The sequence below is a fragment of the Vibrio sp. B1-2 genome (genome assembly GCF_963888445.1).
Classification (GTDB): Bacteria; Pseudomonadota; Gammaproteobacteria; order Enterobacterales; family Vibrionaceae; genus Vibrio; species Vibrio anguillarum.
Map to the genome: position 1 here is coordinate 276,411 of NZ_CAWPJH010000011.1, position 12,953 is coordinate 289,363.

Genomic DNA, 12,953 nt, shown 5'->3' on the forward strand with positions numbered 1-12,953 from the left:
TAAATTGGTACTCGGTCACGGATTGTAGGCTGAGCTCTGTGGATAATGCCCAAAGTTTTATTTTTAGCTCATTGATGAGCAAATTTTAGGAGAGATTGCATGTACTACGGCTTTGATGTCGGTGGCACTAAAATTGAGTTTGGTGCGTTTAATGAGAAGTTAGAACGCGTAGCAACGGAGCGCGTTCCTACCCCAACAAACGACTACAATCTGCTAGTTGAAACCATTGCGCAGTTGGTGAGTAAATATGACGCGCAATTGGGTGTGGAAGGCAAAATAGGCCTTGGCCTACCAGGTATGGAAGATGCTGATGATGCTACGGTATTAACCGTCAACGTTCCTGCTGCAAAAGGCAAGCCGTTACGCGCTGATTTAGAAGCAAAAATTGGCCGCAGCGTGAAGATTGAAAACGATGCAAACTGCTTTGCGCTTTCTGAAGCATGGGACGATGAGCTGAAAAATGAGCCTTCGGTTATGGGCCTAATTCTCGGCACAGGTTTTGGTGGCGGCCTTATCTATGAAGGGAAAGTGTTCTCTGGCCGTAACCACGTCGCAGGGGAGTTTGGTCATATGCGTCTGCCTCTTGATGCATGGTTACATCTTGGTGATAACGCGCCGATGCTCGGCTGTGGTTGTGGCAAGAAAGGATGCTTAGACAGTTATCTCTCTGGCCGCGGTTTTGAGCTATTGTACGAGCACTATTATGGCGAGCACAAAAAAGCGATTGATATCATTCACGCCAATGAAGCAGGTGAAGCGAAAGCCGTTGAGCATGTTGAGCGCTTTATGGAACTACTTGCCATCTGTTTTGCCAACATTTTCACAGCCAATGACCCACACGTTGTTGCACTCGGTGGCGGTTTATCAAACTTTGAATTGATCTACCAAGAGATGCCTAAACGCGTACCGAAATACCTGCTTTCTGTCGCGAAATGTCCGAAGATCATCAAAGCAAAACATGGTGATTCAGGCGGCGTACGTGGTGCGGCTTTCCTTAATATCAAATCATAAAATCAAACAAAAAGGGCCTATAATCAAACGGGCCCTTTTTTATATCAGTCAAAAGTTAACTCTTTAACCTAAGTTCTGTTTATTTGGTGTTAGCACCTTTTTTACCCACACCTACGTTTTCTTTTTGTTGCAGTGTTAGCTTGCTAAAACCTAACTTTTTAAAGTGGTTATCGCGGTAATTGCGTACCGCTTTTGCGTCAGAAATCATTTCCAGCTGCTGTTCCATTTTTAAAAAATCAGTAATATCAATACCTTCTGCTTCGGCTACTGCTTCTTGAATGTTGTGATGCTTTTCGTAAGAAAAAGTCAGCGTTTTATCTTCATTTTTGTAAGTGTACAAAATGGTGCGAGCCATGATCATCTCTCTAAAATCGTCATTCCCAATTTCGGGAAAATAAACAAAGGCTGATCGCTTACTATCAACCAATTGAAAATGGGGGCGTTGGTAGCGCTGAAACATGACTAACCAACATGTAATGGGCTAGATTTTGCCTTTAAGTGGGATAATTGTCACGCTTTCACCACCGAAATAGCGCAGGATATTTCATTTACAACGCTGTACATATTCAATCACAAACGCCGTTATTGCATCGAGATCATTGATGTTCATCTGTGGTAAAGCACTTTTCACAACTTCATCCGCGGCGATAGCGATGATATTTTCATCATTTGGATATAGCCAAGGTTTACCCACTTCAGCACGGTGCAATTCAATTTTTGGAAAGGTGAGGTTTTTACACCCTTCAATTAAAATTACGTCGAGTTTATCGCAATCAAAGCGAGACAAAAGATATTCGAAATCGGGTTCGGCTTCTGGCGTCTCAGTCATCATGGCATGACGATAGCGCGATGCAACTAACATCTGGCTTGCCCCCGCTTTACGCAGCCGATGGCTATCTTTACCTGGTTTATCAATATCAAAATCGTGGTGCGCGTGCTTAAGTACGCCTAATGTTAGGCCTGCTGCCCTTAACTTGGGCAATAAGGCTTCAAGCAGGGTCGTTTTTCCTGTGCCAGAGTAGGCCGCAAAACCAAGTAAAGGGCATGAAGGCGCTTGATATTTCATGATGTCAAAGTTCCAAATTGTGCCAGATCTTGAGGCGTGTTGAGGTTCAAAAAGCAGTTTGGCGAGTCGCTAAAGTCAACGTAATCTGTGTGGCATTCTTGATAAAAACGGGTGATTTTTCTCTCGCCACGTTCTAAAAATGCAGTCAGTGTTGGCTGCACACGTTGGTGAATAAGGGTGAATACGGGTTGAGCGAAGTGACCATCATGGGCGACTAAAATATCATGCGAGTCTTGAGCAGCATGACAAAAACGCGCAACAAGATCGTCATTGATCAACGGGCAATCGCAAGGGACAAATCCGACCCAATCGGTTTGTGCATGGGTTAACCCTGCCTGAATTCCAGCGAGTGGCCCAGGGTAATCAGCCATGGTATCGGAAATGACAGGCGCAAACTGACGATACTGTGCATGGTTACGATTAGCGTTAATCGTCAGGCTAGTAGATTGCGGCTTAAGCTTATTCATGACATGTTGAATCAAAGGTTGGCCATTGAGTTCAATCAGCCCTTTGTCTTGTCCACCCATACGGCTGGCTTGCCCACCCGCTAAAATAACCCAACTTGTTTGTGTGGGAAGTAACATGAAATGTCTCTTAATTGTGCGATGAGAAGAGCGCCGTACAGACAAGTTAAACTCATTGATTGAGCATCACTCGCCCATTTTTAGTGGCGACAAACCAAGGTAAGGATGATAACCCAACTCATGCCTTGGTGCTAACTGGCTGATGATTATAACCAATCTCACTTGCGCGGGTGGATCTTTTTCATTGCTCTCGTTAAGTTGTTCATTGCTCTCACTAAGACACAAACGCCTCCATTAGTTTGGAGGCGTTTGGTCAAGCTAGGCAGTATTATGCATCTTCAGGTAGTAGGAATAACCCCACGGGGTTGATCGTCAGGTAAGGGTGATCAGCGTAACTGGGGTCAAATTGTGACGAGTTGAGTTGCAGTAACAGCTCTTTGTTGTGCCATTTAACCAACACTTCATACATCGACCCCATGTAAGCAATACTGGTAATTTGACACTGTTGGCAGGCATCACCGTCCGCGCAGAGCAAAATAGCTTCTGGTCGAACACCAATTTGATAATTCCCCGCAGGCAAAGCCGTGACACTGTCATCATTAGCGGGGATCTTATAGCCATTGATGATCAGGTATTCACCATCATATTGACCCTCAAAAATATTGGCTTCGCCCATGAAGTTGGCCATGAACATCGAGGTTGGGTGCTTATACAGTTGAGTTGGTGAGCCCTGCTGCATGATGTCGCCATCTTTCATCACAATCACAGTATCAGAAACGGCAAAGGCCTCAGCCTGATCGTGCGTCACATACAAAGAGGTGATATTAAAACGCTGTTGCAACTCTCGAATAGTTTCACGCATGCTGCGTCTTAAATTGGCGTCCAAGTTACTGAGCGGCTCATCGAATAGCAATACCTTAGGCTTAAGCACCAACGCGCGAGCGAGTGCTACTCGCTGTTGCTGACCTCCGGAAATTTGGTCAACGTAACGTTCCCCAAAGCCTTCTAAATCAACCAATTTCAAGGCTTCATCCACTCGCTGTTTCACTTCATCTTTACTCAAGCCAATCATTCTTAGGCCATAACCTACGTTGTCATGTAAAGAAAGGTGAGGAAACAGAGCGTAAGATTGAAACACCATGCAGATGTCACGTTGCTGGATGGAGGTACTCGTGACATCTTCACCATCAATAAAAATTTGGCCGCTGGTTGGTTTTTCGAGCCCTGCGACCAAACGCAGCACGGTCGTTTTTCCACATCCTGAAGGGCCGAGCAGTGTTACAAGGCTGCCTTTTTTGATTTCTAAATCCAAATTACCAATGACGGTTTTATCGCCAAAACGCTTGCAGACATTCTTTAAAACAACAAAGTTTTCATTTTCCATGGTGATATCTCCAACGGTTATTCTTGGTTATTGGCTTTAGAACGAGAAACACGTGCCTCGCCAACGATAAAATCAAAAATTAAAATAATAGCCAACATCACAACAATCAAAATCGAGCCATATGCGATCGCAACGCCATACTCACCATCTTCTACACGATTCAGGATGTAAGACGTTGCCACCCGTGTTTCTGGCGTCACCAAGAAAATAATGGCGCTGACGGTCGTCATTGCTCGAACAAAGCTGTAAATCAGTGTTGAGAGAATTGCTGGTCGTAATAACGGCAACAGAATATGAGTAATGGTTTTAAAGGAGTTAGCCCGCAAACTAAGTGACGCTTCATCGAGCGATTTATCAAGCTGGCCTAGCCCTGCAATACCTGCGCGAATGCCTACTGGCACGTTACGCATCACCATGGAAATCACAACAATGGCCGCGGTACCGGTGAGGTAAATAGGCGCATCATTAAATGCAAGAATGTAAGATACCCCCGCAACCGTGCCCGGAACGGCGAAGCAAAGCATGGTTGCAAACTCAATCACTTTCTTACCGTAAAATTGCTGACGGACAACGATATACGCAATCAACAGACCAAAGAAGGCGGTTAATGGCGCTGCAACGCCGGCATAAATCATCGTCGTGATAAGTGATGGCCAAGCACCTTCACTCATTCCCATGCCAAACAGATGAATATAGTTTTTAAGCGTTAAACTGTAATCTACACCCCAGTTCACGGTGAAGCTGCCGAAGATGATGCTGCCATAAAGCAAGATGTTAAATGCCATCCAAAAATAGAGCAGTGCCGAAACCGTATGTTTAAGTAAGGTAGGCAGCGCTTGCACATCGCCACGATATGATTTGCCGGAAATGGTGACGTATGAACGCTTTCCTATCCACAGATATTGGACAACAAAGATCGCCAACGAAAATAGCAGCAAGACGGCTCCAAGTGTGCTGGCGGAAGCGTAATCTAATTGAGCTCCTGCGATGTAGAAGTAAATCTGAGTGGCTAACACATCGAAACTGCCCCCAAGTACAAGCGGGTTACTGAAGTCGGCCAGTGATTGGACAAAGATGATTAAGAAACTGTTGGCCAAAGCAGGCTTGAGCAATGGCATGACAATTTTAAAAAAAGTTTGATAACGATTAGCACGCAGCGTGTAGGACGCCTCTTCCAATGATGGATGTAGGGATTTCATCGCGCCATCTAAAATCATGAATGACATAGGAGCAAAGGCGAGCACTTGTGCCATCCAAATGCCTGTAAAACCATACAGCCAGTTTGTCTGTTGTAACCCAAACCAATCCACCATGAGTTCGGTGATATAACCGGAGCGCCCAAGCATTAAAGTCACCCCAAGCCCAACGACAAAAGGGGGAGTCACAATGGGAAGAATAGAAAAAATTCGCGCAATGAAAGCGGAGCGAGTGGCAATGCGTGTGGTATAGATAGCAAAGATCAAACCAAAGAAAGTGGCACCTATACCCACAGATACGCCAAGCAGTACGGAGTTCCAAACAATTTGTATGATCTGCGCTCGGCTCAAAATTTCAATGAATTGCCACGCAACAAAGTTCCCCATTTCATCTTGGAACATCGGTACAAAGATGGCGATACTCGGAAAGATAATAAAAATCGTGATCAAGAGAACAATCGAGATCAGAGCACCAATCACGAAGCTGTCACCGCCCAAAAACTCAAGACGAGCCAATGCCAATGTCATGACAGCACTTAAGGCAATAAATAGTGCAATGGTTGAATAACCTAAACCTTGCTGGGTATACCAAGAGCTGACCAACACGAAAAACATGCATGCCGCTGAATAACCGATATCAAAATAGTGACGGTGTTTGGCGTACTTATTACCTGCATAGCAAGGGCGAATGAGAAGTACACCCGGAAGCGCAAACCATAACCAAGAAATATTGGCACGGCTCCAACCCATAGCGGCATAAAACTCTTGCGATGTTGAATCAAACACTCCGTAATCAAGTGCAAAAGAGGGCAACAGCACAAACGCACACAATAACGTCAGGATCCAATAAAAAATTGGGTCCCTATGCGAGGTTTTTAGCGGCCGATGTGGTGCAGTGCCTGCTGTAAATTCATTCATTTTTCTGTACCAAAGTTGTTTGTAGCCACACGGTGATAAGCCTGGTATTGGCTTTATAAAAAGGGCAGTAGGCACTGCCCATCGAGGCTAAGATAAGGGAATGCGTTGGCTATTCACCCATTTTTACGACATTAACCCACTTATTAATCAATCGCTTACGTTCATCAGAGGAGCCATAGGTATCCATGTCATAGTCGATCAAGGTTAACTTTTTAGGGTCGAGGGCGTTGGGGGATTGTTCCGCTTGAGTGTTAGTTAAAATTTGGAAAGATTGACCTTCTTTCCATGCCAGCTCTTGTCCTTCTTTTGACATGACCCAGTCAACAAACCGTTTCGCGTTATCAAGGTTACGCGACCCTTTGATAATGCTCACACCACCAATTTCATAACCTGTACCTTCACAAGGAGAAATCAGCTCCAGCGGTGCTCCTTTCGATTGTTCGAGTGAGTAGTCATGCAAAAAACCAATACCAATCGCAATTTCACCACGCGCTGAGTTACGTGAAGGGGTAACACCTGATTTGGTGTATTGAGAGACGTTTTTGTCGAGTGCTTTGAAATAATCAAAGGCTTTATCTTCATCCCAAAGTTGAATGAAGGTGGCTAATGCGGTGTAGGCTGTTCCTGAACTTTGTGGGTCAGAGATTTGAATCTCTCCTTTGTATTCAGGTTTGGTTAAATCATTCCAGCAGCGCGGGATCGGTAATCCTTTTTCAGCCAAACGTTGAGTGTTCACCCCAAAACCTAAAATACCCATATAAACGGCCGAAGAGTAGTTCCCTTTGCGTTTCGCTGGATCTTTAAATCCATCCATAATGAATTCAAGCTGCGGGGATTGGTAAGCGTGTAAGAGATCCATTTCACCCGCCTGTGATTGAGGATCCAACGTGCCGCCATACCAAACATCCGCGCGTGGGTTCTTCTTCTCTGCTTCGATTTTGGCCAGCGTGCTGCCAGAGCCATTGCGAACAAAAGAGGTTTTTACGTCATATTTATCAGAAAATGCTTTAGTCGCTGTCTCGCACATGGCGTTAGTGGCACTGCAATAAACCACGAGTCGGCCTTCAGCAAATGCTTGAGGCGCGGCAAGCGAAGCACCGAGAATGCAGGTAGCAAGTACACTGCGAGGTAATCTATCTTTCATGTCTGTTTCCTCTTGTTATTTTCATTACTTAACGTAGACGTAGGGCAGCGTTAAGTTTCATCACATTCCTGTGATTTCGTTTTTGCTGCATGACACAGCGAAATCAGAAAACAACGTGAGGAAAGGTTATGACATAGTGACGGCATTCCCTGCACGCTGCTGCGCTTTTAAAAAGGGCAAAATCAGTAATCCAATCAGTGCGGCTGAGAGGGTAATGACACTGAAAAATCCTTCCCAACTAAATTGTTCAATAATGACAGCCAATGGGTAACTGGCTAACGCTGCACCAAGATAGCCAAATAAGCCGACAAAACCGGTCGCGGTTCCAGCCGCATCCTTGTGCGAACATTCAGCGGCGGCCATTCCTATCATCATTTGCGGACCAAAAATAAAAAATCCGATGGAAAAGAAGCAGCCCGACAACACCACAAAGTTGTCAATCGGTGTTAGCCATAACGCGGCCACTGAAATGAAAATGCCTAGCGCAAAAATCAAGTTCATCGGCGCTCGATTGCCTTTAAAAAATTTGTCCGAGCCCCAACCACCAAATAGCGATCCTAAAAATCCTCCGACTTCAAACATTGATACGGCAGCGTTGGCCGAAAAAAGCTCATAACCATGCCGTTCAGTGAGGTATAAATTACCCCAATCATTTAGCGCGATACGCACCACATACACCAGTAGATAGGAGCTACATAACAGCCAAATGTACTTATTCCCTAGCACGTAACGACTTAAAATTTGGCGAAATGGCAGCCCTTTACCTTCAGACTCATGGCGCTTTTCTAATTCATCGTTACGCCACTCACCCACTGGGGGTAACCCTAACGTTGTGGGCTTATCTTGCATGCGAAAGCAGAGCACTAAACCAACGATGATCGCCAAGCAACCCGGTGCAATAAATCCGTACCGCCAACCAAAAGTCACAGCGATAAAACCAATGCTGATCGGAATGAGTGCGCCACTTAAATTGTGGCAAGTGTTCCAGATAGACCACCAAAACCCACGTTCAGATCGGGAATACCAAGTGGTGAGCAATTTAGCGCACGGCGGCCATCCCCAACCTTGGAAAAAAGCGTTCAATGTCCAAAGCACGGTAAATGCGGCTAGGGAAGAGCTCAAACCAAACAGCACATTAACTACGCCCGTTGCAACCAGCCCCAAACCCATGAAGTAACTCGGTTTTGATTGGTCGCTGACCATGCCAGAAACAAACTTTGACAAACCGTAAGTCATGTAAAAGAGCGTACCAAGCAGACCAACATCGGAATGTTCAAGCCCGAGATCAGTGAGCATCGCAGGCATGGCAAAATTGAGACTTTTGCGTGTGAAATAAAACACCCCATAGCCGACGTACATCGATAACATTAAATGCAAGCGCCAGTAACGATAGGTTGCATCAATGTCCTGTGGTTCTATAGGTGCTGATGTCGGTTTTGAAATCAGAAAACCCAGCATGCTTTGTTTCTCCCTAGTGCTAAGAGATGGTATCGGAGTGATTCACCAAATGAATGAGACAAAGTTATAAGTGACTAGGAAATTTTCCTAGTTTGTTGATATTGTGAGCGGTTTTGTGGGCAAGTTAACAGTTATGCGCGTCCCAAGCGGTATTTGGCTACGCTGCGATTCAATTAAAAATGTGCCACCCAGTGCGCTGACGCGTTCTTCGATGCCGAGTAAGCCTTGGCCTTTGCTGCGCCAATCGGAAGCTAAACCAATGCCATCATCACGCAGCTCGACACTGAACATGTCACCGGGAACAAGGCTTAATTGCACGGCTGATGCTTGTGCATGTTTGCACACGTTATTAAGCAGCTCTTGAATAATTCGATACAGTGTAACGGCCGTAATGTCATCTAAACGCTCTGCAAAAATTCCGAAATTCAGACGAAAATCGACGTGTCGTTCCGCAAATTTCATTTCACTTGCAAGCTGCCGAATTGCGCTCTCAAGCCCCAATTCATCAAGCACATGAGGGCGAAGCTCGGTTAATAATTGACGTGTCGATGAGTGAATTCGTAGCGCGAGCGTGTTGATCGTCTCAGCGATGTTGGTTTGTTTTTCATTTTGTGCCAAGCGACTAGCGAGCATGGATTGGATCTGTATCGCGGTGATATTTTGGCCAATTTCATCATGCAGTTCGCGTGCAACTGATTTTCGGATTTGCTCTTCAACCTTGACTAATTGCCGAGCCAGTTGCTGTTTGTTCGCGAGTTCGATTGCCAGCTTTTGGTTAATTTTAGCTAAGCGTTGCGCCAAGAAATATTGACGGCTAATCGCGATACCAAGCCCTAAACCAACAAAAGCCTGCGTCGCTATAAAACTTTGTAGTTCAATATCGGATTCAAATGAACCTGTCATTTGCCGTGCCGTAGCAAGCAAAATACTGTTCATTAGACTAGCCAATACGCCGCCTTGCCAACCGTATTTATAAGCCATAAAAATATTGGGAAGCAGGAAAATGAGCAGGGCGATCGGTTTGAGCTGCTCTAGCAAGGTTAACTCCGCGATCAATCCGCCACTAAAAAAAAGCAAACACCACAGCAACGCAGAGGGGCGAAGTGTTACGTCCTGATGGATGAGATCGGGTGACAGTGGTCTCCAGATCTGCTGATGTAGATAATCGTACAGGAGAAATAAGAACGGAGTGAGCAGTATACCGCCGGTCAGAGCTGAAACGGTCGCTTGTGCCACGTAATGCAGTTCGAGGTTGAGCGGTTTGACCAACAGCAAAACCGAGCTTCCACATAAGATGCCGTAAACGACCGTCAACCCGGTAAGCGCCAACAGTTTTTTCCAATAAACGTGTAGTGATATCCAGAGAGATTGAAAGGCAATCGCCAGCCAATAAGCGATCAATGCAAACAGCAGTAATAGATATTCATGAGCAGCGATAGCCAACACATGCCCGAGCAACGCCACTATAGCCATTTCGCATAAAGTGATCCCAAGCCAAAAACGACGTGGTGCAAGAGCGAGTGTGGCCAGCTTTAAGCCTGTGGGCAAAAACAGACCAGCCAGCAATAAATCAGGAGTTAAGTAGCGGCTGATGTTCCATAAACAAAACCAACCAATTGAATACAAAACGCATGCAAATGCATAGCTAAAGCCAGAGGAGAGAGACAACCGAGGTAAAGCTTCAGAAAATCGATGATGAAAATGCATAATCGCTTCTATAACGTCTCGGTAACCAACAGTTGGTGAGTAATAGCAAAGCGGATGAGATCCACATTGTTGGTAAGCCCCAGTTTGCTTAAAATATTTGCCCGATGCACGTGAATCGTTTTGTGGCTAATTGATAAATCGTAACCAATCTCTTTGACGTCTTTGCCTAAAATCAGGTGATCAAACACCTCTCTTTCGCGTTTAGTTAACCCTTCAAGGACAGATGGCGTACCTGAAGCATTGCTTAGGTTAATTAAGGCATCGGCACACAAATAGCGATCACCATTAGCTACGGTACGAATGGCGCTCACTAACTCTCCAGGCCCACAACGTTTTGATAAATAACCACAAGCGCCAGCTTCTAGCGCTTTACTGACAAAGGACGCTGAATCATAAATAGAGAGAATGATGGCTTTAAAGTCCGGCTGAGCGCGGCGCAGTTTCTCTAACAACACAAGCCCACTTTCGTCGGGCATTGAAATGTCGATAACTGCCACATCGATAGAAGCGTTCACCAGCGCACGAAATGCTTCGCGCGCACTACCATACTCACTGTGGACATGAATGTCTGGTTCAACCGATAACAGTTGTGCAAAACCAGAGCGAACCATGAGGTGGTCATCCACCAAAGCAACTGAAATCATACGGGTATCCTATAGGTTTGCAGTGATAGTCGCAGATGTATCAATAAGTATCAAAAACCAGCGCAGGGGATGTGATTGCTCTCTCGAAACTTATGATCAGTGGCAGGTAGGCATTAAATGAGCGAGTTACTCGCACTACGAGGGCAGTGAAACAAAAACATCGCTTGCAGTTCGAGCCTTGAACAAGTAACGTTGCGCAGTTTTTTATACAATTCACATTTATTAAGGTACTGGTTTTGATCTCCACCGCGAATATCACTCAACAATTTGGCGCAAAGCCTCTGTTTGAAAACATTTCCGTTAAGTTTGGCGAAGGTAATCGCTATGGCCTGATTGGCGCTAACGGTTGTGGTAAGTCAACATTTATGAAGATTCTAAGCGGAGAGCTTGAACCTTCGAGTGGTAACGTTAGCTATGATCCTAACGAACGTGTGGCGAAACTGAATCAGGATCAATTCGCTTACGAAGAGTTCACGGTTATCGACACGGTAATCATGGGCCACAAAGAGTTGTGGAAAGTTAAACAAGAACGTGACCGTATCTATTCTCTGCCTGAAATGACCGAAGAAGATGGCATGAAGGTTGCGGATCTCGAAACTGAATTCGCGGAAATGGACGGCTACATGGCCGAGTCTAAAGCCGGTGAATTGTTGCTTGCAGTGGGCATTCCTCTTGAACAGCACTTTGGTTTGATGAGCGAAGTGGCACCAGGTTGGAAACTGCGTGTGCTATTGGCGCAAGTTTTGTTTGCTGAACCACACATCATGCTGCTTGACGAACCAACCAACAACTTGGATATGGATACCATTCGCTGGCTAGAAGATACACTAAACCAACGTAACTGCACCATGATCATCATCTCGCACGACCGTCACTTCTTAAACAGCGTATGTACACATATGGCTGACTTGGATTATGGTGAACTACGTCTTTACGCGGGTAACTATGACGAGTACATGACAGCGGCATCGCAAGCGCGTGCTCGTCTGCTCTCTGATAATGCCAAGAAGAAAGCACAGATTGCTGAACTGCAAACTTTCGTTGCACGCTTTTCTGCGAACGCATCTAAAGCGAAGCAAGCGACGTCACGAGCTAAGCAGATTGACAAGATCCAATTGGACGAAGTTAAAGCGTCTAGCCGCCAAAACCCTTTCATTCGTTTTGAACAATCGAAAGAGTTGTTCCGCAACGCGTTAGAAGTTGAAAACCTTAGCCAAGGTTTTGAAAACGATCTGTTCAGTAACTTCAACGCCATTTTTGAAGTGGGCGAACGCGTAGCGATCATTGGTGAAAACGGCGTCGGTAAAACGACACTGCTTAACACCTTAGCAGGTGTACTTGAGCCTCGTAGCGGCAGCTATAAATGGTCTGAAAACGCAAATATTGGTTACTACGCTCAAGATCACGCGCACGATTTTGCCGAAGATATGAACCTGTTTGACTGGATGAGCCAATGGCGTCAAGAAGGGGATGACGAGCAAGTGATCCGCAGCTTCTTAGGGCGCATGTTGTTTGGCCAAGATGACATCAAGAAATCTGTTAAGGTCATCTCTGGTGGTGAACAAGGTCGTATGTTGCTTGGTAAACTAATGATGCATAAGCCAAACATGCTGTTGATGGATGAGCCAACCAACCACATGGACATGGAATCGATCGAATCGCTCAACACGGCGTTGGAGAACTACAAAGGGACTCTGTTCTTCGTATCTCACGACCGCGTATTTGTGGATTCACTGGCAACGCGCATCATTGAAATTCGTGATAACAAACTGACCGATTTCAAAGGCACTTATGCTGAATTCTTGAAATCTCGTGGCGTAAACTGATCCACGGTTTACTCTTAAGAAAAGGCTTCCTGCGGGAGGCCTTTTTAATGCCTGCAATCTGGAACGAGCCAAAAA

10 protein-coding genes and 1 pseudogene are annotated in these 12,953 nt (G+C 45.4%); 2 read left to right on the forward strand and 9 right to left on the reverse strand.

Annotated elements, in window-relative coordinates:
• Positions 1-99: 99 nt before the first annotated feature.
• Positions 100-1,011, forward strand: coding sequence for an N-acetylglucosamine kinase (nagK, locus tag AACQ75_RS06220; RefSeq protein WP_017047631.1), 912 nt, complete (start codon positions 100-102; stop codon positions 1,009-1,011).
• Between the two features lie 79 nt (positions 1,012-1,090).
• Here the strand turns inward: nagK and AACQ75_RS06225 are convergent, their stop codons facing one another.
• The 9 genes and pseudogenes from AACQ75_RS06225 to AACQ75_RS06265 form a co-directional block, all read right to left on the reverse strand.
• On the reverse strand, positions 1,091-1,366 hold the full coding sequence (locus AACQ75_RS06225) for a DUF2960 domain-containing protein (RefSeq protein ID WP_026027239.1): 276 nt from the start codon (positions 1,364-1,366) through the stop codon (positions 1,091-1,093).
• Positions 1,367-1,564: 198 nt separating this feature from the next.
• Positions 1,565-2,077: pseudogene (gene mobB / locus AACQ75_RS06230) on the reverse strand (molybdopterin-guanine dinucleotide biosynthesis protein B); the annotation flags it as partial.
• Entirely contained in the window at positions 2,074-2,661 is a 588-nt protein-coding gene (mobA, locus tag AACQ75_RS06235; RefSeq protein WP_170888419.1) for a molybdenum cofactor guanylyltransferase MobA, read from the reverse strand. The pseudogene mobB and the gene mobA, both read right to left, overlap by 4 nt.
• 268 nt (positions 2,662-2,929) lie before the next feature.
• Positions 2,930-3,985: a ferric ABC transporter ATP-binding protein gene (gene fbpC, locus AACQ75_RS06240; RefSeq protein ID WP_017044718.1), complete on the reverse strand. Its 1,056-nt coding sequence runs from the start codon at positions 3,983-3,985 to the stop codon at positions 2,930-2,932.
• 17 nt (positions 3,986-4,002) lie between these two features.
• A complete protein-coding gene (locus AACQ75_RS06245; RefSeq protein ID WP_029388220.1) occupies positions 4,003-6,099 on the reverse strand; it encodes an ABC transporter permease in 2,097 nt (698 codons plus the stop codon).
• 109 nt (positions 6,100-6,208) lie between these two features.
• A complete protein-coding gene (locus AACQ75_RS06250) occupies positions 6,209-7,243 on the reverse strand; it encodes an ABC transporter substrate-binding protein (RefSeq protein WP_013856874.1) in 1,035 nt (344 codons plus the stop codon).
• Positions 7,244-7,369: 126 nt separating this feature from the next.
• Positions 7,370-8,701, reverse strand: a complete 1,332-nt coding sequence (gene uhpC, locus AACQ75_RS06255) for an MFS transporter family glucose-6-phosphate receptor UhpC (RefSeq protein WP_069212172.1) — start codon at positions 8,699-8,701, stop codon at positions 7,370-7,372.
• A gap of 87 nt (positions 8,702-8,788) precedes the next feature.
• The gene (locus AACQ75_RS06260; protein ID WP_170888420.1) at positions 8,789-10,408 is read right to left on the reverse strand and encodes an MASE1 domain-containing sensor histidine kinase; all 1,620 of its coding nucleotides are present in this window, start codon (positions 10,406-10,408) and stop codon (positions 8,789-8,791) included.
• Positions 10,409-10,416: 8 nt separating this feature from the next.
• Positions 10,417-11,052, reverse strand: a complete 636-nt coding sequence (locus tag AACQ75_RS06265) for a response regulator (RefSeq protein ID WP_170888421.1) — start codon at positions 11,050-11,052, stop codon at positions 10,417-10,419.
• A gap of 236 nt (positions 11,053-11,288) precedes the next feature.
• On the opposite strand from AACQ75_RS06265, the gene AACQ75_RS06270 reads away from it, so the two are divergent.
• The gene (locus tag AACQ75_RS06270) at positions 11,289-12,878 is read left to right on the forward strand and encodes an ABC-F family ATPase (protein ID WP_017042874.1); all 1,590 of its coding nucleotides are present in this window, start codon (positions 11,289-11,291) and stop codon (positions 12,876-12,878) included.
• Positions 12,879-12,953 lie beyond the last annotated feature (75 nt).